Raw genomic sequence first — 23,658 nt, 5'->3', positions numbered from 1 at the left:
GTAACGGTATCGTTACTTGAAATCATTGGGGAGCCTAACGGCGTTTGCACCCAGAGGTAATTTGAAATGGCTAAGAAGATTGACGGCTATATCAAGCTGCAAGTTCCAGCTGGTAAAGCGAATCCATCTCCACCGATTGGTCCTGCACTAGGTCAACGTGGTGTTAACATCATGGCATTCTGTAAAGAATTCAATGCTGCTACACAAAAAGTTGAAGCTGGTCTACCAATTCCAGTCGTGATCACTGTGTACAACGACAAGTCGTTCACATTCATCATGAAAACTCCACCTGCTGCTGTTCTTCTTAAGAAAGCTGCTGGTATCCAAAAGGGTTCTTCTGTACCTAACAAAACTAAAGTTGGTAAGTTGACTCGTGCTCAATTGGAAGAAATCGCGACTACTAAAGAACCAGACTTAACTGGTGCTGATTTAGACGCGCGTGTACGTACCATCGCTGGTTCTGCACGTTCTATGGGCTTGGAAGTGGAGCTATAAGACATGGCAAAGTTAACTAAACGTCAAAAAGCCATTGCTGCTGCTGTAGAAGCACAGAAAGTTTACACTTTAGAAGAAGCTGTAGAAGTTCTTACTAGCCTTCCAGCTGCGAAATTCAAAGAATCTTTGGACATCGCTGTAAACCTGGGTGTTGACCCTCGTAAATCTGATCAGGTTGTTCGTGGTGCGACTACTCTTCCTGCAGGTACTGGTAAAACTGTACGCGTAGCTGTATTTGCTCAAGGCGCTGCTGCTGAAGCTGCGAAAGAAGCTGGTGCAGACGTTGTTGGTTTCGATGATCTTGCTGAAAGCATCCAAGGCGGAAACCTTGACTTCGACGTAGTGATTGCTGCTCCTGATGCAATGCGCGTTGTTGGTAAACTGGGTACGATTCTTGGTCCACGTGGCTTAATGCCAAACCCTAAAGTAGGTACTGTAACTCCTGACGTAGCAACTGCAGTTAAAAATGCAAAAGCTGGTCAAGCGCGTTACCGTGTAGACAAAGCAGGTATTATCCACGCTGCGATCGGTCAAGTAGGTTTCTCTGCTGAAGCTGTTCGTCAAAACGTTGAAGCTCTTGTAGCTGACCTTAAGAAAGCAAAACCTGCTACTTCTAAAGGTGTTTACATTCAAAAGATCACTCTAAGCTCTACTATGGGTCCTGGTCTGATCGTTGATGTAGCAAACGTTTCTAAATAAGTTATAAACTTATACAGAATTTTAAAGCCCTGAGTAAGTTTTAAAGCACTGCTTTAAAACTTACGCAAGAAGAAACCGGTTTCGGACTACTTGCGAACTTAGGCAGACTTTGAATTGATAAATGTAAATTTATCAGCGTCAAAGACCTCAGGCGAGGGGAGTTTTATGCTTTCCTCTTAATACTCCAGCCTGCGTAGACGCGGTGGTGTGATTTGTTCATCCTCCGCGTGTGATTTCAGAGATGAATTCACGAATTGGGAGTGTGCTTGTGATCAGGCACATAAATCACCGTTAGGAGGTTTTACAATGGCTCTTCTTATTGAAGGCAAAAAACAGATCGTAGCTGAAGTAAGTGAAATTGCTTCTACTGCATTTGCCGCTGTTGTTGCTGACTACCAAGGTTTAACAGTTGAGCAATTAACTGCTCTTCGTGTTGAAGCTCGTAAACTAGGTGTTAAAACACGTATCGTGCGTAACACTCTGGCTAAACGCGCTCTTCAAGATACTCAATTCAATATCTTGAACGACAGCCTTGTTGGCCCAACAATCTTAGCTTTCTCGACTTCTGAAGACGACATGGGTGCAGCTGCACGCTTGTTCGAAGAATTCGCAAAAACTAACAAAGCATTCGAACTTAAAGCTGCTGCATTTGATGGCAAAGTTTACGAAGGTGCTGAAGTTAGCGTAATCGCGAACCTTCCGAACCAAGAAAAAGCGCTTACTATGCTTGCAAACGTTCTTCAAGCTCCTATTTCGAAATTGGGTCGCCTTATTACTGCGCTCAAAGAGAAAAACGAGTCAGAAGCTGCATAAGCTTAAATTTATTTCCACACCATTCAATTTCCATTTGGAGTTATTCTCATGGCTTTAACTAACGAAGAAATCCTAAACGCAGTTGCAGAAAAAACTGTTCTTGAACTTGTTGAACTAATCTCTGCTTTCGAAGAGAAATTCAACGTATCTGCTGCTGCTGTTGCTGTTGCTGCTGCTCCTGGCGCTGCTGCTGCTGCTGAAGAGCAATCAGAATTCAACGTTGAGTTGACTTCTTTCGGTGGTAACAAAGTTGCTGTAATTAAAGCAGTTCGTGAAGCTACTGGTCTTGGCTTGAAAGAAGCTAAAGACATGGTTGAAGGCGCACCTACAGTTCTTAAAGAAGGCGTTTCTAAAGAAGAAGGCGAAGAGCTTAAGAAAAAACTTGAAGAAGCTGGTGCTACAGTTACTCTTAAGTAATTTCTTAAAGGAGCCGGTTTTTTTATAATCGGCTCCAAAAATTGGCTGATGGCTCTTGGGTCATCAGCCTTTTTGCGTTACAATAATCGGCTCGATTTTTGTTTGCATGATATAAAATTCATACAAATTAAAAATAAACATAATGAACAAACGCTTACCAATATTTTTCATTAAAAAAATATTGTTAAGCGTTTTAATACCACTAAAAATTGCAGCATTTGTAAAGAGTGGTGGCCATATCGGCCAGCGTAATTCCTTCTGAGCCCGTTCTGCAGGCGGGCTTGGTTTACACTTTCCGAGGACTCCAGATGGCATACTCATATACCGAAAAGAAACGGATCCGTAAGAATTTTGGTAAATTGCCTAGCGTCATGGATGCTCCGTACCTGCTCGCGATTCAAGTCGACTCGTACAGAACATTCTTACAAGATGGCAAATCACCAAAAAACCGCGAAGATATCGGTCTCCAAGCCGCATTTCGTTCAGTTTTTCCTATTGAAAGTTATTCTGGCAATGCTGCTTTAGAATTCGTTGAGTATAGTCTTGGTAAGCCTGAGTTTGATGTACGCGAATGTATCCTTCGTGGCTCAACTTATGCAGCACCAATGCGCGTAAAAATTCGTTTGATCCTGAAAGATCGCGAAACTAAATCAATCAAAGACGTACGTGAACAAGAAGTCTACATGGGCGAAATGCCGCTTATGACAGACAACGGTACTTTCGTCATTAACGGTACCGAGCGTGTAATCGTATCGCAATTGCACCGTTCACCGGGCGTATTCTTTGACCACGATAAAGGCAAAACTCACTCAAGCGGTAAAGTCCTTTATTCAGCTCGTATCATTCCTTACCGTGGTTCATGGTTAGACTTTGAATTCGATGCCAAAGACCTGGTCTACGTACGTATTGACCGTCGTCGTAAATTGCTTGCGACTGTGGTGCTTCGTGCGCTGGGTTATGCCAACGAACAAATTCTCGACATGTTCTACGAGAAAGTACCTGTGTATCTGGACATGGGTAGCTACCAGATTGACCTTGTTCCAGAGCGCCTGCGCGGCGAAATGGCACAGTTCGACATTGCTGACAAAGACGGCAAAGTCATTGTTGAACAAGGTAAACGTATTAACGCACGTCATGTACGTCAAATGGAAGCATCTGGTCTTGAGAAGCTTTCTGTTCCTGATGAATACCTGTACGAACGTATCACTGCTGAAGACATCCCACTGAAAGATGGTGATGTGATTGCAGCCAATACTGTTCTAAGCCATGAAATTATGGTGAAAATTGCAGAAGGCGGCGTGAAACAGTTCAACATCCTGTTCACTAACGATATCGACCGTGGTCCATTCATTGCGGATACATTACGTGCTGATACCACAGTAAGCCGTGATGAAGCACTTGTAGAAATCTACAAAGTCATGCGTCCAGGTGAGCCACCAACAAAAGAAGCTGCTGAGAACCTGTTCAACAACCTGTTCTTCTCTTCTGAGCGTTATGATCTGTCTCCAGTCGGCCGTATGAAGTTCAACCGTCGTTTGGGTCGTCCTTACGAAGTGGGTACTGATCAGAAGTCACGCGAAGTTGAAGGCATTCTCTCGAATGAAGATATCACTGATGTATTAAAAACATTAGTAGAAATCCGTAACGGTAAAGGTGAAGTCGACGATATCGACCACTTGGGTAACCGTCGTGTTCGTTCTGTGGGTGAAATGACTGAGAACCAATTCCGTGTAGGTCTGGTTCGTGTAGAACGTGCTGTTAAAGAACGTTTGTCTCAAGCTGAAACTGATAATCTGTCTCCGCAAGACCTGATCAATGCGAAGCCAGTGGCTGCTGCAATCAAAGAATTCTTTGGTTCAAGCCAGTTGTCTCAGTTCATGGACCAAAACAATCCGTTGTCTGAAATTACCCACAAGCGTCGTGTATCAGCACTTGGGCCTGGTGGTTTGACTCGTGAACGTGCGGGCTTCGAAGTACGTGACGTACATCAAACTCACTATGGTCGTGTATGTCCAATTGAGACTCCTGAGGGTCCAAACATTGGTTTGATCAACTCTCTGTCTGTTTACGCCAAATGTAACAACTTCGGTTTCCTGGAAACTCCATACCGTAAAGTGGTTGATGGCCGCGTAACTGATGACGTTGAATACCTGTCTGCGATTGAAGAAGTAGGTACTGTGATTGCACAGGCCGACTCTGCAGTAGATAAAGACGGCAACCTGTCTGAAGAATTCGTTTCTGTACGTCACCAAGGTGAATTCGTACGTATGCCTCCTGAAAAAGTGACGCATATGGACGTATCTGCTCAACAGGTTGTATCTGTAGCAGCATCACTGATTCCGTTCCTTGAGCACGATGACGCCAACCGTGCATTGATGGGTTCGAACATGCAACGTCAGGCTGTTCCTACGTTAATCGCTGACAAACCACTGGTTGGTACCGGTATGGAAGCGAACGTAGCACATGACTCTGGTGTATGTGTAATCGCGAAACGTGGTGGTCGTATTGAATTTGTTGACGCTTCGCGTGTTGTAATTCGTGTCAACGAAGACGAAATGGTTGCGGGCGAAGCAGGTGTAGATATCTATAACCTGATCAAATACACACGTTCTAACCAGAACACTTGTATCAACCAGAAAGTTCTTGTGAACCTGGGCGATAAAGTAGGCCGTGGCGACGTTCTGGCTGACGGTCCATCAACTGATGGTGGTGAGCTAGCATTGGGTCAAAACATGCGTGTAGCGTTCATGACTTGGAACGGTTACAACTACGAAGACTCGATCTTGTTATCTGAGCGTGTTCTTCAAGAAGACCGTTTAACGTCTATTCACATCCAGGAACTTTCATGTGTTGCACGTGATACCAAACTGGGTGCTGAAGAAATTACTGCCGATATCCCGAACGTGGGTGAAGCAGCGCTTTCTAAACTGGACGAGTCAGGTATCGTTTACATCGGTGCTGAAGTGACCGCGGGTGACATCCTGGTAGGTAAAGTAACGCCTAAAGGTGAAACTCAGTTAACTCCTGAAGAAAAACTGCTTCGTGCAATCTTCGGTGAAAAAGCGGCTGACGTAAAAGACTCTTCTTTACGTGTTCCATCAGGTACTAAAGGTACTGTGATCGACGTTCAAGTGTTTACACGTGACGGTCTTGAGAAAGACGAACGTGCTCAGGCAATTGAAAAAGCTCAGCTGGATGCTTACCGTAAAGACTTGAAAGAAGAATACAAAATCTTCGAAGAAGCAGCACGCGAACGTATTGTCCGTCTGTTGAAAGGTCAGGAATCTAACGGTGGCGGTACTACTAAACGCGGTGACAAACTGTCTGAAGAATTGTTATCTGGTTTAGAGCTGGTTGATCTGCTTGATATCCAACCAAGTGATGAAGCAATTGCTGAACGTTTAACTCAAATTCAAGTGTTCTTAAAAGAGAAGAGCCTTGAAATTGATGAGAAATTTGCTGAGAAAAAACGCAAACTTTCTACAGGTGACGAACTGACAACTGGCGTATTGAAAGTTGTTAAGGTTTACCTGGCCGTTAAACGTCGTATCCAGCCTGGTGATAAGATGGCGGGTCGTCACGGTAACAAGGGTGTAGTTTCTAACATCCTGCCTGTTGAAGACATGCCGCACGATGCCAATGGTGTACCAGTAGATATCGTACTGAACCCGCTCGGTGTACCATCACGTATGAACGTCGGTCAGATTCTGGAAACTCACTTGGGTATGGCTGCTAAAGGTCTTGGCGATCAAATCGATAAGATGCTGAAAGAACAGCGTACAGTTCTTGAACTGCGTGATTTCCTAGACAAGATTTATAATAAGGTTGGCGGTCAGCAAGAAGATCTTGACAGCCTGACTGATGAAGAAATCTTGAAACTGTCTGGTAACTTGCGTAAAGGTGTTCCTCTGGCAACTCCAGTATTTGATGGTGCTGAAGAAGGTCAGATCAAAGAATTACTTGAGCTTGCTGGCTTGTCACGTACGGGTCAAACTGTATTGTATGATGGCCGTACTGGTGAACGTTTCGACCGTCCTGTAACTGTAGGTTACATGTACATGCTGAAACTGAACCACTTGGTTGACGACAAGATGCATGCGCGTTCTACTGGTTCTTACTCTCTAGTAACGCAACAGCCGCTGGGTGGTAAAGCACAATTCGGTGGTCAGCGTTTCGGTGAGATGGAAGTCTGGGCACTGGAAGCATACGGTGCAGCATATACGCTTCAAGAAATGCTTACTGTGAAGTCGGATGACGTTGAAGGCCGTACCCGTATCTATAAGAACATTGTAGATGGTAACCATTATATGGACCCAGGTATGCCTGAATCGTTCAACGTATTGACCAAAGAGATCCGTTCTTTAGGTATCAACATTGAACTGAAAAATGGTGACTAAGAAATCTCCCCCGACCCCTCTTTAAGAAAGAAGGGAGAAAGTCCCCCTTTATAAAGGGGGATTTAGGGGGATTCTTGAGATTCCCGAATTTCAGTAAAAAACAATATTTGTGACCCAGTCGGGAAGTGAAAATCTCCTCGACACACGGAGAAAAAAATTGAAAGACTTGCTCGATATCATGCGCAAAAAGACGGATTCCGACGGTCATGCTCCTGTAGAGTTTGATCGCATCCGTATTGGTCTTGCGTCACCAGAAATGATTAAGTCGTGGTCTCATGGTGAAGTTAAAAAGCCAGAAACCATTAACTACCGTACGTTCAAACCAGAACGTGACGGTTTATTCTGTGCCAAAATCTTTGGTCCAGTAAAAGATTACGAATGCTTGTGTGGTAAATACAAGCGTATGAAATACAAAGGCGTCATTTGTGAAAAATGTGGCGTTGAAGTAACAACTGCGAAAGTTCGTCGTGAGCGTATGGGTCACATTGAGCTTGCTTCTCCAGTTGCGCACATCTGGTTCCTGAAATCATTGCCTAGCCGTATCGGTCTTTTATTAGACATGACGCTACGTGATATCGAACGCGTATTGTATTTCGAATCTTACGTTGTAACTGACCCAGGTATGACTCCATTTGAGAAATACCAACTTCTGAACGATGAAGAATACTTCAATGCGTTAGAAGAACACGGTGATGAATTCACTGCGAAAATGGGTGCAGAAGCGGTTCAAGACTTGCTTAAAGATATCGATCTTGAAGCTGAAATTGCGCGTCTTCGTGAAGAAATCCCTAACACAACTTCAGAAACTAAGCTTAAAAAAGCCTCTAAACGTCTGAAATTGATGGAAGCATTCAACGATTCGAACAACAAGCCAGAATGGATGGTGATGAACGTACTTCCTGTACTTCCACCAGATCTTCGTCCGCTTGTACCACTTGAAGGTGGTCGTTTCGCGACTTCTGACCTGAACGACCTTTACCGTCGTGTGATCAACCGTAACAACCGTTTGAAACGTCTTCTTGACCTTGCGGCTCCAGATATCATCGTACGTAACGAAAAACGTATGTTGCAAGAATCTGTAGATGCATTGCTGGATAACGGTCGTCGTGGTCGTGCAATTACAGGTTCGAACAAACGTCCGCTTAAATCTTTGGCAGATATGATCAAAGGTAAACAAGGTCGTTTCCGTCAGAACTTGTTGGGTAAACGTGTCGATTACTCTGGTCGTTCGGTAATTACCGTAGGTCCAAGCCTGCGTTTACACCAATGTGGTCTTCCTAAGAAAATGGCGCTTGAACTGTTCAAGCCATTCATCTTTGCGAAGCTGCAAGCATCTGGTCAAGCAACAACCATTAAAGCTGCGAAGAAAATGGTTGAACGTGAAACTCCAGAAGTTTGGGATGTTCTTGCCTCTGTGATTCGTCAGCATCCAGTAATGTTGAACCGTGCGCCGACCCTTCACCGTCTAGGTCTTCAAGCATTTGAACCTATTCTGATTGAAGGTAAAGCGATCCGTCTTCACCCACTCGTATGTGCTGCGTTCAACGCCGACTTCGACGGTGACCAAATGGCGGTACACGTACCATTAACACTTGAAGCTCAGTTAGAAGCTCGTGCGTTAATGATGTCGACTAACAACATTCTGTCTCCAGCGAACGGTGAGCCAATCATCGTACCGTCTCAGGACGTTGTCTTGGGTCTTTACTACATCACTCGTGATGCAGTAAATGCCAAAGGTGAAGGCATGGTGTTCGCGGATACTGACGAAGTGAACCGTGCGCTTGCGACTGGTCAGGTAGATATGCACGCTCGCGTGAAAGCACGTGTACACCAAACCGTGATCAACGAAAACGGCGAACGTGAACAGCAAACGATTATCGTAGATACAACTCCTGGTCGCTGTCTGCTTTGGGAAGTTGTGCCTGAAGGTATGGACTTCCAGCAAATTAACGTTGAGATGACTAAAAAGAACATCTCTAAGTTAATCAACTCTTGCTACCGTAAACTGGGTCTGAAAGACACTGTTATCTTCGCGGACCAATTGATGTACCTTGGCTTCCGCCAAGCGACTCGTTCTGGTGTTTCTGTTGGTATGGAAGACATGGTCATTCCACCACAAAAACAAGCGATTATCGGGAAAGCCGAAGCTGAAGTTCGTGAAATTGAACAACAGTTCGAACAAGGTTTCGTAACTGCCGGCGAACGTTATAACAAAGTGGTCGATATCTGGGCGCGTACAAACGACCAGGTAGCGAAAGCGATGATGGATAACTTGTCATTCACGACTGTTAAGAACAAACAGGGTGAGGACGAGAAACAGAAATCATTCAACAGCATCTACATGATGTCTGACTCTGGTGCCCGTGGTTCTGCAGCTCAGATTCGTCAGTTGGCTGGTATGCGTGGTCTGATGGCGAAACCGGATGGTTCGATCATTGAGACACCAATTAAAGCGAACTTCCGTGAAGGTTTGACAGTACTTCAGTACTTCATTTCAACACACGGTGCGCGTAAAGGTTTGGCCGATACAGCACTGAAAACAGCGAACTCTGGTTACCTGACTCGTCGTCTGGTAGACGTTGCGCAAGACTTGGTCATCACTGAGCCGGATTGTGGTACGTTGTCTGGTCTTGTCATGACTCCGTTCATTCAAGGCGGTGACGTGATCGAGAACCTGGGTACTCGAGTACTAGGTCGTGTAGTTGCTGAAGATGTGAAACGTGCGGGTACTGAAGAAGTTATTCTGCCGCGTAACACATTGATCGACGAAAAACTTGCAAACTACCTGGAAGAGCAAGGTGTCGATGAAGTTAAAGTACGTTCAGTCGTATCTTGTGAATCTACTTTCGGTGTTTGTGCGAAATGTTACGGTCGTGACCTTGCACGCGGTCACTTGGTAAACCCAGGTGAATCTGTGGGTGTTATGGCTGCTCAGTCAATTGGTGAGCCGGGTACACAGTTAACCATGCGTACCTTCCACGTAGGTGGTGCTGCGAGCCGAACTTCTGCTGCAAACAGCGTACAAGTCCGTAATAAAGGTACTGTACGTTTCCATAACGTAAAAACTGTACAACATGCCAAAGGTCACTTGGTATCAACTTCACGTTCAGGTGAAATCGGTATTGCAGATGACTTAGGCCGTGAACGTGAACGTTACAAACTGCCATATGGTGCGTCTATCTTGCTGAAAGATGGCGAAGCTGTAGAAGCAGGCGGTATCGTAGCGACTTGGGATCCGCATACACATCCACTTGTAACAGAAGTAGCTGGTAAAGTTCGCTTCAGCCAGATTGCTGATGGTGTAACTGCAACATCGAAAACTGATGATGCAACTGGTATGACCACTGTTGAAATCTTGCCTGTAACAGCACGTCCTGCTTCTGGTAAAGATTTACGTCCAGCTGTTGTGCTTGACACAGTAGACGGCGGTGAACAGTTCTACTTCTTGCCACAAAACACCATTCTTTCTGTCCGTGATGGCGAAACAATTGGTGTGGGTGACGTAATTGGTCGTGTACCACAAGAATCTTCACGTACTCGTGATATTACCGGTGGTCTGCCACGTGTTGCTGACTTGTTCGAAGCGCGTAAACCGAAAGAACATGCAATCCTTGCAGAAGTTTCAGGTGTTGTAAGTTTCGGTAAAGAGACCAAAGGTAAAAACCGTCTGGTGATTACTCCGGATGATGGTTCTGAGATCTACGAAGAGCTGATTCCGAAATGGCGTACCATTAACGTGTTCGAAGGCGAACATGTGAACCGTGGTGAAACTATTTCTGATGGTCCACAGAACCCGCATGACATCTTACGTTTGAAAGGTGAAGTGGCGTTGACTAACTACATCGTGAACGAAGTTCAGGACGTTTACCGTCTGCAAGGTGTAAAAATCAACGACAAGCATATTGAAGTGATCGTACGTCAAATGCTGCGTAAAGTGGACATCACTGACGGTGGCGATACAAGCTTTATCAAAGGTGAACAAGTGGATTACATCCGTGTGATGCAAGAGAACCAAGCTGTTCTTGCGCAGAACAAGTTCCCTGCGAAGTTTGAACGTCAATTGATGGGTATTACCAAAGCGTCGCTTTCTACTGACTCGTTCATCTCTGCTGCATCGTTCCAGGAAACCACTCGTGTGTTAACTGAAGCGGCTGTAACAGGTAAAGAAGATGATTTACGCGGTCTGAAAGAAAACGTAGTTGTAGGTCGTCTGATCCCAGCGGGTACAGGCCTGGCTTATCACTTAGAGCGTCGTCGTCAGGAAGCAGAAGCTGCAGAATTTGAATTGCACAATGACTTCTCTGATGTAGACCAGGCGTTGAGCCAAGCATTCAGCGATGAATTTAACGGTCTGTAATTAGCCGCTAAATCATTTTAAAAAGCCACCTTCGGGTGGCTTTTTTATTTCCTAAAATTATTCATATTTATATCGCTAGAAAAGATCAGATTATCTGGTGGTTACTTGTCCTAAATATGGAGAAATCATCAATAAAACATGATCTTTCATGCGCTCTTTACAAAATAAATCATGAGGGTTTCAAGATTTAACATCTTGTTATGAATCGCTCCTTAAAATCAGGTTAATCTTAAGTCAAAGCACGAAGGAAGGCCAAGATCATGAAAAAGTTAATGAGCGTAATGGCTGTTGCAACTATCTCCACTTTTATGTTGGCAGGCTGTGAAAATATGTCTGCTAAAGATCAGCGTATTGGCGCAGCTGCGCTCGGTGGTGCAGTGGGTGGTGGTGTAGGTAACAGAGTAGGTGGTGGTGTTGGTGCAGCAGTTGGCGGTGGTGCCGGTGCAGCAGTCGGTAGTAAAGCTCAAGGTGGTTCAAACCGTAATGCGACCTATAGTGGTGTCGGTGGTGCTGTAGGTTCTGCAGTGGGTAAAAGCATCTTTGGCGGTACAGGTGGGGCTGCAATTGGTGGTGCCATCGGTGGTGGTGCTGGTGCAGCGATCGAACAGAATAACCGTCGTCGTTAATCGACAGAACTATCTTCCAGATCGATTTAAAAGCGCCTCCATGGCGCTTTTAGTTTATTCATATTTTGTTATTTAGCCTCTCGAGGCTTGCCTTTGCTCTGTTTAAGGCGGATATAAACGGTTTTTTGTACCTCAGCGATACGCACACCGGAATCATCATAAATATTAAGCTGATACTGGCGATAAACCGGACTATGGTTAGCTGCCAGTTCTTTTACTGTTTGTACTTCCTGCCTGGAAATCCGGATGTCAGCATAGACTGTTCCGCGTCCTGGCGCCAGAAACTGAATGGTAGAGCTTTTATCCCAAACAATGTATTTCGGACCAAGATGATGCATCAGCAATAACATATAAAAAGGGTCGACCATGGAATACAGGCTGCCACCAAAATGTACTCCCACAATATTCTGATTCTTGCGAGTCAGTGGCATTTTCACGCGAACGTGATAATTGGCAAAGTCCATTTCATCAATGACAATGCCTGCTCCACGATAAGGGGCATAGCGATTCAGGATAAATTTGGATAATAAAGGCAGTTGCTGAATTTTTCGTAATAGGCTCATGCGGATATTCTTTTTTCTGGTCTTGTATGCATACTAGAACAACAAAAATAAGCTGGCATTGATAAATCGTGCCTATTTCAACAATAAAAGAGTCAATCAGCGAATAAGGATACATCTATGCAAAGACATAGCCAGTGGGTAGATACCAGCGATCATCAACGTCTCTATGTGAAAACCTGGGGTGAGCCTGAGCGACCGGCTTTGGTGCTGGTTCATGGTTATCCTGACCATCAGGATGTTTGGGAAGCGGTAATTTCTCACCTTGTTCAGGATTATTTTGTGGTGACCTATGATGTGCGCGGAGCAGGAGACTCCAGCGTTCCCAAGAAAATTCGGGATTATCGTCTGGAACGTCTGTGTGCAGATTTAGAGCAAGTGGTCGATCAGGTCTTGCCAGGACGAGCTTTCCACCTTGCGGCTCATGACTGGGGGTCAATCCAGGCTTGGGAAGCAGTCACCGAACCTAAATTTAAAGGCCGGATTTTGTCTTTCAGCACCATGTCAGGTCCATGTCTGGATCATGCTGCTTTCTGGATGCGTGAACAGTTTAAACAGCATAAGATCAAGTTCTTTAAACAGATGACCAAGTCTTGGTATATCGCGGTATTCCAGCTGCCTTTTATAGCACCTACCGCATGGAATTTCTTTAATGCAGAACGTTGGGGCAAAATGATCAGTCAGCTGGAACAGCAGGAAAATCTGCCGCTAAACCAGAATATTGTCAAAGATGGAAAATATGGCGTCAATCTGTATCGGGCGAACTTTTTGCCGCGTTTATCTCGACCTAGACAGCGTTTTGCGATCTGTCCGGTACAGGCAATTGTGCTCAAAAAGGACCAGTTTGTTGGTCCGGATCTGATTGATGAAATGCCAAAATGGGTGGAAGATTTTTCCCGGGTAGAACTGAATGCCAATCACTGGGCTATCCTAAGCCAGCCGGAACAGGTGGCTCATCTGATTCATAATTTTATTCAGCAGAAATTAACAGCGACCATCTGATACGGAGATTGGGAACGTGACTCGGCAAGGGATAAGTGGAAGAATTTTTATCCGGATTTTCTGATAAAATAGCCATTTTCTCTCATTCCCAATTCATTATGTTCGCAATTCTTGCTGCTATTGGAGTCATGTTTGGACTCTCATTGGCACGTGTACCTGTGGTTTTTGCCCTGGTCATTGGTGCTGTTACGGGTGGTTTGTTGGCAGGTCTTGGCCTCCAGGGAACTTTAGACGCATTTAACAATGGTCTGGGCGGTGGCGCTAAAATTGCCTTGGCCTATGGCATCCTGGGTGCCTTTGCTTTGGCCTTGGCACGTTCCGGTTTGCCTGACTTGCTGGCCTATAAAATGATCACCACTTTAAAAGGTGAGGCATCAGAAAAGGCACAGAACAAGGTTAAATATCTGATCTTCTGTACCGTCGCATTGGCTGCCGTTTTCTCGCAAAACGTGATTCCAGTGCACATCGCCTTTATTCCGGTTCTGATTCCACCATTATTGCTGGTATTTAACCATCTGAAGCTGGATCGCCGTTTGGTGGCCTGTCTGCTGACCTTTGGTCTGGTGGGAACATATATGCTGGTTCCAGTCGGTTTTGGTGCCATCTTCCTGAATGATATTCTGGGCCATAACATCAATACCTTTGGTAAACCTTATGGCTTTGAGATTACTTATGACCAGATTCCCGCTGCGATGGCGATTCCGGTCTCAGGTATGTTCGTGGGTTTGCTGGTGGCCATGTTTATCAGCTACCGTAAGCCACGTCTTTATAAAGATATCCATGTGGAACAGCAGCAAAGTATCTCTGCTGAACTGGGTGTAGAACAAAAATCAGCGAAACCACAAATTGCCAAACTGACCATCTGGATGGCAGCGATCGCGGTGATTGCAACCCTTGTGGTACAGCTCTATTCAGATTCGATGATTCTTGCCGGTCTGGTCGGTGTCGCAATCTTGAGCTGTGCCGGAATCTTTAAATGGAAAGAAGCAGATGATGTGATCATCACCGGTATGCGTATGATGGCCTTGGTTGGCTTTATCATGATTGCCGCGCAAGGTTTTGCTGCCGTAATTGAAGCGACTAATCAGGTACCCGCCTTAGTCGAAGCTTCGGTAAACTGGATTGGTGATAGCCAGGCACTGGCTGCTTTCCTGATGTTATTGATTGGTCTGCTGATTACTCTGGGTATCGGTTCATCATTCTCTACCATTCCGATTCTGGCGATTATTTATGTACCGCTCTGTATTCAATTTGGTTTTAGTCCTGCAGCAACTATTGCGATCATTGGGACTGCGGCTGCTTTGGGCGATGCCGGTTCTCCAGCATCAGATTCAACTTTAGGCCCAACATCCGGTCTGAATATGGATGGTCAGCATGACCATATGAAGGATAGTGTGGTTCCAACCTTCATTCATTTTAATATTCCGCTTATCATTTTTGGCTGGATTGCAGCCATGGTTCTGTAAGTCCTTTTTATAATCTGCTCTGATATAAATCGGAGCAGATTTGCCTAGATTTAAAATAAATTATAAGATGTATTTAAAATATATATTTAAATAAAAAATTAATATAAACCTGATTATTTTACTCTGAATATTATTATATTAACCTGATTAATTTACTGGGTATTTAAAACCAACCAATATGGTCGATTTAAAATAAATATATAATAATTACATATACTTAAATAATAAATAAAATTTATTTTTATAATCTCTATTGCATAATAATTTAAGCCATGTTTATTATTAATTAAGAAATATTTTCTTAATAATTATTCTTCCCTTGGGGGTATTTTAAAATGTTAAAGCAAGTAGCTCTAATTGCATTAATGGGTCTTTCAGCATCTGCGATGGCAGGGCAATGGCAAGTGAAAGTGGGGGCTTCTGTATTAGCGCCTACTCAGGAAACTGACCTGATTCCTGGTGTAGTTGAAGATGCTAAAGCAAGTAGCGAACTCAATTTTACTCCTTCAGTCGAATATTTCTTCAATGACAATATTTCAGCCGAATTATTATTGGCTACCCCATTTAAACATGATGTTGAGATGGCGGGTGATGTGAAAATTGCATCATTAAAACATCTACCACCAACGATTACAGCCAAATATAATTTTAAAAATTCAAGCCGCTTTACTCCATATATCGGTGTAGGTGCTACAGTATTCATTCCATGGGATGAAGAATTTAGCCAAACTGCAAAAGACGCATTAGGTGTAGCAAAGCTTGATGCAGATGTTGCTTATGGGGTAGCTGGCCAAGTCGGCTTTAACTTCCAGCCAGCGGATGCAAAAAACTGGGGTGTCTTTGTTGATGCACGTTATGCAGACTTAGATACAGATCTGGAAGCAAAGACTGCTGATGGGACAAAAATTAATTTAGGTGAATTTGGAATCGATCCTTGGGTTTATACGATCGGTTATAGCTATAAATTCTAAGCTCCAATTTTTTGGTTCATTTTTTCCAAAAGCCTCATCCTGCATGGGGCTTTTTTTCAAAATAACAACGATTTATAACGTATTGAAATTGAGCAGATTGGCAATACTCAAATATATTAAAACGAATAAAGTAAATATTAATTGAATACGACTTAATAATAAGGAAGATCAAAGCATGAGTTTTTTGTCGAAGAGTCTTTTGATCTTCAGCACGCTGTTTATTTCACAGAGTTATGCTGCCAGTTTTAATTGTCAGAAAGCGACAACCGCGACTGAGAAAACAATTTGTGAACATCGTTTGCTGAATGATGCTGATGTCAAAATGAGTACCAGCTATAACATCTTGCGCCGTATGGTGCCGATGGGAACACGTTCGGTGATTCAACGCGATCAGGTGAAATGGCTGCAGTTTCGTGACCGTTGCCAGGAATCCATATCCTGCTTGAGTCAGGTTTATAACATGCGTCAGCAGCAGCTGGATCTGCATTTTGATCGTATCTATAAAATGGGGCCTTATTAAGTCTTGTCCATCCCATCAATTAAACTGATAAAAATGAAAGCCATAAAAATATTTTTTGCGAAAAAATTATTTTAAGGCTATTGAAAATTATTGAACTCACTCCATTCATATAGGCAACAGTTAACATCTGTATCTAAAATAATAGGAGTGATTCATGAGCGATTTAAGCGTACAAAAACACAGTTTCCAGGCTGAGGTAGCGCAGTTACTGCACCTTGTGACCCATTCGCTTTATTCAAATCCTGAAATTTTCCTGCGTGAATTAATTTCTAATGCTTCAGATGCGTGTGACAAATTACGTTTTGAAGGGATCAACCATCCTGAATATTATGAAAATGATCCTGACCTCCGCGTACGTGTCAGCCTCGATCCAGAAAATAAAACTATTACCATTTCAGATAACGGGATCGGTTTAAGCCAGCAAGAAGCCATTGAAAATTTGGGGACGATTGCCAAATCTGGTACCAAAGACTTTATGTCAAAACTGACGGGTGATCAGAAAGCTGATGCGCAGCTGATTGGCCAGTTTGGTGTCGGTTTCTACTCAGGCTTTATCGTGGCTGACAAGATTACTGTAGAATCACGTCGTGCCGGTACAGATGTCTCAGAAGGAGTACGCTGGATCAGTGGCGGTACCGGTGAGTTCGAAGTTGAACAGATCACCAAAGAAGGCCGTGGTACCGATATTATCCTGCACCTACGCGAAGATGCGCTGGATTATCTGCAAAGCTATAAAGTCAAACAGATCATTAATAAATATTCAGATCACATTAGCCTGCCAATCCAGATGCAAAAAGAAGTCTGGCAGGAAGAAGAAGCTGCTGAAGGTGAAACACCAAAAGGCGGTCAATATGTGAAGACCGATGAGTGGGAAGCGATTAACTCCGCTAGTGCACTGTGGACTCGGAATAAATCTGAGATTACTGAAGAGCAATATACCGAATTCTATAAGAACTTGACCCATGATTTCACTGCACCATTGGCTTGGGCGCATAACCGTGTTGAAGGTAGTACTGAATACACCCAACTGCTTTATATCCCAAGCAAAGCGCCACAGGATATTTTTACCCGTGAAGCCAAAGCTGGCATCAAGCTCTATGTGAAACGTGTGTTCATTATGGATGATGCAGATAACCTGATTCCAAACTATCTGCGCTTTGTACAGGGTGTGGTAGACAGTGCTGATCTTCCATTAAACGTGAGTCGTGAATTGCTGCAGGAAAGCCGTGATGTGAAAACCATCCGTGAAGGCAATACCCGCCGTATTCTGACCACTTTGGATAATCTGGCAAAATCTGAAGATGAAAAAGATCAGGAAAACTTCAAAACTTTCTACCGCGAATTTGGTGCGGTGCTGAAAGAAGGTCTGGGTGAAGATTTCGGTAATCGCGAACGCATCTTGAAACTGCTGCGCTATGCAACTTCGACCAATGATGAGGTGAGCACTTCATTGGCAGACTATAAAGCACGCATGAAAGAAGGCCAGAAAGCGATTTACTACATTACCGCTGAAAGCCTGAATGCTGCGAAAAACTCACCGCAACTGGAAGTATTCAAGAAAAAAGGCATTGAAGTATTGCTGATGTCAGAACGCGTCGATGAATGGGCAATGAACTTCGTGCATGAGTTTGATGGTACCCCATTGCAAAACGTATCTAAGGGTGCAGTCGACCTAGGTGATCTGCAAGATGCAGAAGAGAAAAAAGCACTGGAAGCTGCTGCTGAACAGTTCAAACCTGTGGTTGAAAAGCTGACAGATTCTTTGAAAGACAAAACCAAAGAAGTACGTGTAACGACTCGTCTGGTTGATTCACCAGCCTGTCTGGTCACAGGGGAAGGGGAGCTTTCTCCACAACTGATCCGTATGCTGAAAGATGCAGGTCAGCCTGTACCGGATGTGAAGCCGATTCTGGAGATTAACCCGGAACATCCATTGGTGAAAAAACTGGAAGGTTCTGCCCAGTTTGATGATCTGGCCAATGTGATCTTTGATCAGGCAATGATTGCAGAAGGTGGTCTACCAGAAAATCCGGCTGAGTATGTAAAACGTATTAACAGTCTATTGTTGGGTTAATTTTTATATTTCAAAAATCCCTCTACGGAGGGATTTTTTATGTTCTGAATTTAGCGCTTAAAACTTGGATTCCCCTTTAATGATTTAAAAAAGCGATAGCCAGAATAAAAAAATACCTTTAAGTTTTAAATCTGAAAAATAGATAATATTTTATATATTAATTTATAATAGCGATTATTAAGTTTAGAGAATTCTGCCATGAAAAAATCACTGATGATGAGTCTGAGTACAGTCATTCTGATGTCAATGAGCGCAGCCACAATGGCCGATACTGAGTCCAAAAAAGTGACTCGTAGCGATCGTATTAGTTTTCAGGCACCCATGAAAAAAGAAGCGCCAAAAGTAAAACGAATGCAGCGTACCGACCGCGCGGTATGGAATATGCCACAGATGGAACAGCCTTCTTTGCAGCAAAAACGTATGATTCGTAGTGATCGAATTGCCTTTACAACGGTTGAGCACCGCCAATAAAAACTTATTGGATTCAGACATTAAAAAGCCCATATTTTATGGGCTTTTATAGTTTCGGATTTGTTCAAATTTAGAAAATGGCCTCAAGACGTACCATTGCACCCAGATAATGGCTTCGGTCCAGTCGGTCATCATTCAGATAGTTCAGGTCGCCTTGCACAAAGAACCATTCACGTAAGAAAGGCTGTCTCCAGGACACATAAGGTCCCCAGCGATTTAAGCGTAAATCTTTATCATCCAGATAGCCGCCCGTATAGATGCCATAGTTAAAGCGGTTGCCCTGGAAAAATTGATGCTGTCTGAAGGTATAGTTGTCCCAGGTCAAATCGTCTTCCTGCTCATCTGCATAGGTTAAACTTAACTGATTGGAAAAAAAGGCCTCATTGGGACGAGCATGGATCAGTTCCAGGTTGGTCCGCAAATAATTTTCACTCTGCAATCCATAGCGATAAATCTGTTCGGCATGAAAAGAGAAGTCATTCTGCATCGCCCAGTCTTTACTGATTTTGGCCCGTACATAGATATCATCCCCAGAACGTACCCCCAGATCCAGATCGCTATCGAAAGGTAGGCCATTTGAAAATTCTGACCAGCGTAGTGCAAACGAGCTGTTGTTTTCACGGGTACGGCGAATATCCAGATTTTTATCCCGGGCATTGCCAGGATTTTCATTGGTAATTGCGACATTGCTATCCAGTTCGTTATCCAGGCTGTCATCACCAAAGACCAGACTTAACTTTTGTTCCAAGGTTGGAAGCTTGATTTTTCCTCGAATCCTCGGCTTGATTTCATAGTTTTCATATTTGTCCCAGCTATTATCCAGGATGATTCGCAAAGTCGCAGTTGCTGGCTCATCCGGGTTGGTCTGGCCAAACCAGTTATCAATCTTATGTGCGGTGCGGTCTGCCCATTCACGGATTCTTTTCTGCTTTTTGTCAGCCCAAGATTTATCTTCTGTTTCCTCAGTGGTGGGCACCATCGCTTCGTCTGACTGTTCAGGTAAAATCGTAGGCGTGGCATCGATCAAGCGTGGAATCTGATCTAAAATACCTGTACCTGTACCTGTACCTGTACCTGTACCTGTACCTGTACCTGTACCTGTACCTGTAGGCTGTTCTGTTTCTGCAGGTTCTGTAGGAGATGCTTCTGCCCAAACTGGGCTACTACTTAATCCCACGCCAAGTGATAGCAATAAGATTCGAGTAATTTGGTTTATTCGCATGAGTTGATTCTTGCTCTTATCGTATTTTATTTACTGCGCTAGTTTTCTAAAAAATAAGGAAAAAAAGCAAGGATAAACTACATAACTACATCAATTATTTAATGATTTGTGCCTGAATTGCCATATAAAGATCTAAAACCCGTACCGGCTGTGACAATCCTAAAACAATTTGATGAATTTTTTGCCAATTCAAATCCTTATCACGTTTGAGCATTAAATAAGGATAAGCGATTTCCTGATTGGACAATGCCAGGCGACGTTCTCCATGAATCACCCGAATTTTCTGATGTTCCTGTAGCAATAAAATTGGAGTAGAAAAATCAGCGGGCGCTTCCTCAAAAGTAATAAATTTCTTTTGATGAATACACCGAGCCGGAATATAGGCATAGCTTTCCTCAGGCATCCAGACCGTTTCGGCTTGTTGCAGATATATTTCACTGAAAAGATCTATCTGATCAAGACAGGCACCTAAAGCTGCCCATGATATGGATTTTATCTCTATACAACGCCGTCCACGTTGCGTGCCCCAGTGCTGGATACAGGAATTGGCCTGCAAGAGGCTCGGTGCGCCTAAGAGCATCAGATATTTCAGACCTTGCCCTTGCTGATCGGTCTGCATGGAGAGATAAACAGGACGTGCCTGCCAGTGCTCTTCCTCGGCATAATATAGCGCTATTTCCAGATCGGCCGGTTGGGAGACAGTCGGTTGTAATTCTAGGGCACAGAGACGCCGTATAGTCGCTCCAGCATGTTCTAAGGGATGCAGCAGGGCAGAGAATTTACCTAGCTGTATAGATTCAGGAAAATTAATATTTTCATCTATTATCAAAATAGAGGATGAACTATCCGTGTTGTCTATTTCTATAGACAGCTCAGCTGTTTTAGCTTCTTCTGTTTCGCTAGTTGCTCTGTCTAAATCAGGTTTAATTGTTTTAGACAATTGAGGTGCAGTGATCTTGGTCTGGATCTGCAAACTGCCCTGATGATAACGCGCGATTTCTAGGGTAAGCGTATTGAATTCGGCATCCTGAACAGATAAAGCCGGAATATCCAGTTGGGGATCGAGAGGAAAATATGCGTCTTGTTGCTGTTGCTGCAAAAGCCAGTGATGGCAATTTGCTAATTCATCCCATTCACTATGTAAAAAATCAGATTGCTCTACAGGACCCAGCCAGATTTGCCAGCCTTGTTGTGGCTGATGCAAAAAGGCCCAGCCTGTTTCTCTATGCGCAGTCAGTGCCTGTTGCAACTGGACAGTATCCTTGAAATAACCGCGATAACGGTGATGAAACTGGGTGCTTGCTGCAAACTGATGCGCTGCCATCTCCGGCTGAACACGGGATTTAAAACTTAAAATCTGATTTTTAAAAACAGGTTCATCACAGAGATGAAAAATATCCTGGAGTCGTTTTTTGGTTCGGGCGGCTTCATATAAACTGAGGGATTTATGTTCTAGTTGCTGCCCCAATTCATTTAATTCTTTAATTAACTTTGCTTTTTCTAAAGCATTCATTTTAGCTCTCTAGATATATTTGAGTGCTTTATCCAGTGACTTGGCCATGATCATATTGACCGCAAGTTCTACCAGTTTGTATTCGGTAGAGTTGGGATCTGGATAACGCTCAGCCATTTCAATCAAAAAATCCACAGAAATTGCCTGCGGAGAAATTTTTCCCTGTATTAATGCTTGAAGCTGGTTCATAACAAGAAAGTCTGAAATCCATAAAAGATCAGGTTCTGATTATAAGCATCTGATTGACAAAATACTTGATTATTTTGAGTATTTTTTAAGCGAATTTGGTAGTTGTTTTTGAATAAAAAGTGAACGAAATCAAAATAAAATAAAAAATAATGAGATTCTTAATACTCGCTAAACAGAAGAACAAGTTAGATTTTTGGAGCCCTGAAATAAAAACAGGCTGAATAATTCAGCCTGCTGGGAGATTTCGCTTAAAGACTTAAGCCGCTTTTTCAGTTTCTGCATTTGCAGTATCTGTTGCTACAGTTTCAACTGGTGCTTTGCTCACAGGGAAATCTGGAAGATAAACCACTTGAGCCATTTGTGCTGAAGCTTGTAGAGAAAAAGCCATCACAGTTGCTGCGCATAAAAATTTAACAGTTTTCATAACATGACCTTTTGATATCTGGGTGTTCAAGAGCTTGAACAAGAAAAAAAGTTAGTCCTAAATCACGTGAAAAATAATATCAAATGGCAATTAATAAAAAATGATCAAATCGGCAAGAAAAGCAACTAAATTTAGATAAAATACTCTATAAAACAATGTATTAGAATATTTACTCTAGATAGTTTTGGATTGTTTTTTATACATTTTTTAGATGTTTTAGAAGCTTTTAAACAAACATTTATTTGTTGATTATTTAAAACTAGAGGTCCAGATTTAAATTTTTTTAAAGCAGTAAGGGCAGATCAGTATTTGTTCATTCCCTGTAAGTTTTTGCTATCACTTGTTTGCTAAGAGCTGTAGAGAAATTTAAATCAACTAAGATGAATGCTTCTATCTTCACAGAGTGAGTGTTGAATCATGGCAATTGCAAAAGTGGTAGAAGTTAATTCAAGCAGTAGTAAAAGCTTTGAGGATGCAATTCAGACTGGCATCGCGAAAGTCACAGAGACGATTAAAAATGTTCAAGGTGCCTGGATCAATGAACAGAAAGTCGTGATTAATGACAATAAAATTACCGAATATCGTGTCAATCTAAAGATCAGTTTTCTGGTTGAATAATTCACATCATTCATAAAAAAATCCCCATCTTGAATGGGGATTTTTTGATTTGATTTAGTGTTTATTGAGGCTTTTCAGGAACATCACAAGCATCTGTAGAACACTGATCAGCTGCTGGTTGTTGCTGTGGCTCCTCTAAAGCTTTTTCAAGAACTTGTAAAAAGACTTCTTTCGGCTGAGCACCTGCCAAAGCAATGCGTTGATCAAATACAAAGAACGGAACACCAGTAACTTTGAGCTGGTCACGCGCCACTTCCTGGTCAAATTTAACAAAGTCCGCAAATTCATCCGAGTCGAGTAAATCGTCCACTTCAACCGGGTTCAGGCCAATACGCGCTGCAACATCTTCCAGCGTTTCACGTTCACCAATCGGCAGGCCTTGCGTCATATAGCTATAGAAAAAAGCTTCCTGAGCTTCATTGCCCAAGCCTTTACTTTGTGCCAGGTGAATGATGCGATGCGCATTCAAGGTATTACCAGAGTTGGCACCTTCCCAGTTAAATTCAATGCCTTCCTGTTTAGCCATGGCTGCAATATTGCGCTGCATGTCTTCAACTTCTGCCACTGAACGGCCATATTTTTGTGCCAAACGTTCAGAGTTGGAAATTTCCTGACGGACTGGTGCTTCAGGATCTAGCTGAAAACTATGCCAATGGACTTCAAGTTCAATCTCGCTTTCCTTTGCAGCAGCTTCCAGCCGTTTTTTACCAATATAGCAAAAAGGGCAGACCACATCTGACCAAATATCTACGCGCATGTCATGTCTCTAATCTTTGTCTTGTTAGAAGTATGAGGGTGAAGAACTGGAATTTAAAGCCCTGCAT

At 43.2% G+C, this 23,658-nt stretch carries 21 protein-coding genes; 14 read left to right on the top strand and 7 right to left on the bottom strand.

All coding sequences use genetic code 11. The annotated features are described in order from the left end of the window. The first annotated feature begins 66 nt into the window (after positions 1-66). From rplK to rplL, 4 genes are all read left to right on the top strand, one after another. Positions 67-495, top strand: coding sequence for a 50S ribosomal protein L11 (gene rplK / locus FTU19_RS03200; RefSeq protein ID WP_004781668.1), 429 nt, complete (start codon positions 67-69; stop codon positions 493-495). 3 nt (positions 496-498) lie between these two features. Further along, the gene (rplA, locus tag FTU19_RS03195) at positions 499-1,194 is read left to right on the top strand and encodes a 50S ribosomal protein L1 (RefSeq protein ID WP_004781669.1); all 696 of its coding nucleotides are present in this window, start codon (positions 499-501) and stop codon (positions 1,192-1,194) included. 306 nt (positions 1,195-1,500) lie between these two features. Continuing rightward, positions 1,501-2,007 carry a 50S ribosomal protein L10 gene (gene rplJ, locus FTU19_RS03190; protein ID WP_004781671.1) on the top strand — a complete coding sequence of 169 codons (507 nt, stop codon included), beginning with the start codon at positions 1,501-1,503 and terminating at the stop codon, positions 2,005-2,007. Between the two features lie 48 nt (positions 2,008-2,055). Next, positions 2,056-2,424, top strand: a complete 369-nt coding sequence (gene rplL, locus FTU19_RS03185) for a 50S ribosomal protein L7/L12 (RefSeq protein ID WP_159123444.1) — start codon at positions 2,056-2,058, stop codon at positions 2,422-2,424. A 63-nt stretch (positions 2,425-2,487) separates the two neighbouring features. On the opposite strand, the gene FTU19_RS03180 is transcribed toward rplL, so the two are convergent. After that, positions 2,488-2,739: a hypothetical protein gene (locus tag FTU19_RS03180; protein WP_034170979.1), complete on the bottom strand. Its 252-nt coding sequence runs from the start codon at positions 2,737-2,739 to the stop codon at positions 2,488-2,490. Here FTU19_RS03180 and rpoB point away from each other — a divergent pair. From rpoB to FTU19_RS03165, 3 genes are all read left to right on the top strand, one after another. Continuing rightward, positions 2,733-6,821: a DNA-directed RNA polymerase subunit beta gene (gene rpoB / locus FTU19_RS03175; protein WP_004781674.1), complete on the top strand. Its 4,089-nt coding sequence runs from the start codon at positions 2,733-2,735 to the stop codon at positions 6,819-6,821. The genes FTU19_RS03180 and rpoB overlap by 7 nt on opposite strands. Before the next feature lie 157 nt (positions 6,822-6,978). After that, positions 6,979-11,178, top strand: a complete 4,200-nt coding sequence (rpoC, locus tag FTU19_RS03170; RefSeq protein WP_004781676.1) for a DNA-directed RNA polymerase subunit beta' — start codon at positions 6,979-6,981, stop codon at positions 11,176-11,178. A gap of 260 nt (positions 11,179-11,438) precedes the next feature. Further along, on the top strand, positions 11,439-11,804 hold the full coding sequence (locus FTU19_RS03165) for a DNA transfer protein p32 (RefSeq protein ID WP_034170980.1): 366 nt from the start codon (positions 11,439-11,441) through the stop codon (positions 11,802-11,804). Between the two features lie 68 nt (positions 11,805-11,872). Here FTU19_RS03165 and FTU19_RS03160 read toward each other — a convergent pair whose 3' ends face one another. Next, positions 11,873-12,367 carry a DUF4442 domain-containing protein gene (locus tag FTU19_RS03160; protein WP_180017489.1) on the bottom strand — a complete coding sequence of 165 codons (495 nt, stop codon included), beginning with the start codon at positions 12,365-12,367 and terminating at the stop codon, positions 11,873-11,875. A gap of 117 nt (positions 12,368-12,484) precedes the next feature. On the opposite strand from FTU19_RS03160, the gene FTU19_RS03155 reads away from it, so the two are divergent. From FTU19_RS03155 to FTU19_RS03130, 6 genes are all read left to right on the top strand, one after another. Then, positions 12,485-13,366: an alpha/beta fold hydrolase gene (locus FTU19_RS03155; RefSeq protein ID WP_180130086.1), complete on the top strand. Its 882-nt coding sequence runs from the start codon at positions 12,485-12,487 to the stop codon at positions 13,364-13,366. A gap of 98 nt (positions 13,367-13,464) precedes the next feature. Next, positions 13,465-14,832 carry a Na+/H+ antiporter family protein gene (locus FTU19_RS03150; RefSeq protein ID WP_180130083.1) on the top strand — a complete coding sequence of 456 codons (1,368 nt, stop codon included), beginning with the start codon at positions 13,465-13,467 and terminating at the stop codon, positions 14,830-14,832. Positions 14,833-15,167: 335 nt separating this feature from the next. Continuing rightward, positions 15,168-15,803: an OmpW family protein gene (locus tag FTU19_RS03145; RefSeq protein ID WP_034706934.1), complete on the top strand. Its 636-nt coding sequence runs from the start codon at positions 15,168-15,170 to the stop codon at positions 15,801-15,803. Between the two features lie 175 nt (positions 15,804-15,978). Then, the gene (locus FTU19_RS03140) at positions 15,979-16,323 is read left to right on the top strand and encodes a lysozyme inhibitor LprI family protein (protein WP_166134767.1); all 345 of its coding nucleotides are present in this window, start codon (positions 15,979-15,981) and stop codon (positions 16,321-16,323) included. 154 nt (positions 16,324-16,477) lie between these two features. Continuing rightward, positions 16,478-18,397 (top strand): molecular chaperone HtpG, encoded by a 1,920-nt coding sequence (gene htpG / locus FTU19_RS03135; RefSeq protein WP_180130081.1) that lies wholly within the window; start codon positions 16,478-16,480, stop codon positions 18,395-18,397. Positions 18,398-18,595: 198 nt separating this feature from the next. Further along, positions 18,596-18,868: a hypothetical protein gene (locus FTU19_RS03130; RefSeq protein WP_159123438.1), complete on the top strand. Its 273-nt coding sequence runs from the start codon at positions 18,596-18,598 to the stop codon at positions 18,866-18,868. Between the two features lie 70 nt (positions 18,869-18,938). Here the strand turns inward: FTU19_RS03130 and FTU19_RS03125 are convergent, their stop codons facing one another. From FTU19_RS03125 to FTU19_RS03110, 4 genes are all read right to left on the bottom strand, one after another. After that, on the bottom strand, positions 18,939-20,090 hold the full coding sequence (locus FTU19_RS03125; protein ID WP_180130079.1) for a hypothetical protein: 1,152 nt from the start codon (positions 20,088-20,090) through the stop codon (positions 18,939-18,941). Positions 20,091-20,184: 94 nt separating this feature from the next. After that, positions 20,185-21,603 carry a hypothetical protein gene (locus FTU19_RS03120; RefSeq protein WP_180130077.1) on the bottom strand — a complete coding sequence of 473 codons (1,419 nt, stop codon included), beginning with the start codon at positions 21,601-21,603 and terminating at the stop codon, positions 20,185-20,187. A 9-nt stretch (positions 21,604-21,612) separates the two neighbouring features. Next, positions 21,613-21,792 carry a hypothetical protein gene (locus FTU19_RS03115; protein WP_004781696.1) on the bottom strand — a complete coding sequence of 60 codons (180 nt, stop codon included), beginning with the start codon at positions 21,790-21,792 and terminating at the stop codon, positions 21,613-21,615. A 256-nt stretch (positions 21,793-22,048) separates the two neighbouring features. Continuing rightward, entirely contained in the window at positions 22,049-22,216 is a 168-nt protein-coding gene (locus FTU19_RS03110; protein ID WP_171069961.1) for a hypothetical protein, read from the bottom strand. A 417-nt stretch (positions 22,217-22,633) separates the two neighbouring features. On the opposite strand from FTU19_RS03110, the gene FTU19_RS03105 reads away from it, so the two are divergent. Next, positions 22,634-22,834, top strand: coding sequence for a dodecin family protein (locus FTU19_RS03105; RefSeq protein ID WP_005232506.1), 201 nt, complete (start codon positions 22,634-22,636; stop codon positions 22,832-22,834). Positions 22,835-22,895: 61 nt separating this feature from the next. On the opposite strand, the gene FTU19_RS03100 is transcribed toward FTU19_RS03105, so the two are convergent. Next, positions 22,896-23,591: a DsbA family oxidoreductase gene (locus tag FTU19_RS03100; RefSeq protein ID WP_180130074.1), complete on the bottom strand. Its 696-nt coding sequence runs from the start codon at positions 23,589-23,591 to the stop codon at positions 22,896-22,898. Positions 23,592-23,658 lie beyond the last annotated feature (67 nt).

Source organism: Acinetobacter sp. YH12072, from assembly GCF_013419565.1.
In the GTDB taxonomy this organism is placed as follows: domain Bacteria; phylum Pseudomonadota; class Gammaproteobacteria; order Pseudomonadales; family Moraxellaceae; genus Acinetobacter.
Note: the sequence above shows the minus strand (reverse complement) of the source record. Positions and strands in the feature narration are given on the sequence as shown.

Excerpts from the sequence above, each read along its gene's own strand:
- rplK (WP_004781668.1), top strand. The coding sequence starts at position 67 with ATGGCTAAGAAGATTGACGGCTATATCAAGCTGCAAGTTCCAGCTGGT.
- rplA (WP_004781669.1), top strand. The coding sequence starts at position 499 with ATGGCAAAGTTAACTAAACGTCAAAAAGCCATTGCTGCTGCTGTAGAA.
- rplJ (WP_004781671.1), top strand. The coding sequence starts at position 1,501 with ATGGCTCTTCTTATTGAAGGCAAAAAACAGATCGTAGCTGAAGTAAGT.
- rplL (WP_159123444.1), top strand. The coding sequence starts at position 2,056 with ATGGCTTTAACTAACGAAGAAATCCTAAACGCAGTTGCAGAAAAAACT.
- rpoB (WP_004781674.1), top strand. The coding sequence starts at position 2,733 with ATGGCATACTCATATACCGAAAAGAAACGGATCCGTAAGAATTTTGGT.
- FTU19_RS03180 (WP_034170979.1), bottom strand. The coding sequence starts at position 2,739 with ATGCCATCTGGAGTCCTCGGAAAGTGTAAACCAAGCCCGCCTGCAGAA.
- FTU19_RS03165 (WP_034170980.1), top strand. The coding sequence starts at position 11,439 with ATGAAAAAGTTAATGAGCGTAATGGCTGTTGCAACTATCTCCACTTTT.
- FTU19_RS03160 (WP_180017489.1), bottom strand. The coding sequence starts at position 12,367 with ATGAGCCTATTACGAAAAATTCAGCAACTGCCTTTATTATCCAAATTT.
- FTU19_RS03155 (WP_180130086.1), top strand. The coding sequence starts at position 12,485 with ATGCAAAGACATAGCCAGTGGGTAGATACCAGCGATCATCAACGTCTC.
- FTU19_RS03150 (WP_180130083.1), top strand. The coding sequence starts at position 13,465 with ATGTTCGCAATTCTTGCTGCTATTGGAGTCATGTTTGGACTCTCATTG.
- FTU19_RS03145 (WP_034706934.1), top strand. The coding sequence starts at position 15,168 with ATGTTAAAGCAAGTAGCTCTAATTGCATTAATGGGTCTTTCAGCATCT.
- FTU19_RS03140 (WP_166134767.1), top strand. The coding sequence starts at position 15,979 with ATGAGTTTTTTGTCGAAGAGTCTTTTGATCTTCAGCACGCTGTTTATT.
- htpG (WP_180130081.1), top strand. The coding sequence starts at position 16,478 with ATGAGCGATTTAAGCGTACAAAAACACAGTTTCCAGGCTGAGGTAGCG.
- FTU19_RS03130 (WP_159123438.1), top strand. The coding sequence starts at position 18,596 with ATGAAAAAATCACTGATGATGAGTCTGAGTACAGTCATTCTGATGTCA.
- FTU19_RS03125 (WP_180130079.1), bottom strand. The coding sequence starts at position 20,090 with ATGCGAATAAACCAAATTACTCGAATCTTATTGCTATCACTTGGCGTG.
- FTU19_RS03120 (WP_180130077.1), bottom strand. The coding sequence starts at position 21,603 with ATGAATGCTTTAGAAAAAGCAAAGTTAATTAAAGAATTAAATGAATTG.
- FTU19_RS03115 (WP_004781696.1), bottom strand. The coding sequence starts at position 21,792 with ATGAACCAGCTTCAAGCATTAATACAGGGAAAAATTTCTCCGCAGGCA.
- FTU19_RS03110 (WP_171069961.1), bottom strand. The coding sequence starts at position 22,216 with ATGAAAACTGTTAAATTTTTATGCGCAGCAACTGTGATGGCTTTTTCT.
- FTU19_RS03105 (WP_005232506.1), top strand. The coding sequence starts at position 22,634 with ATGGCAATTGCAAAAGTGGTAGAAGTTAATTCAAGCAGTAGTAAAAGC.
- FTU19_RS03100 (WP_180130074.1), bottom strand. The coding sequence starts at position 23,591 with ATGCGCGTAGATATTTGGTCAGATGTGGTCTGCCCTTTTTGCTATATT.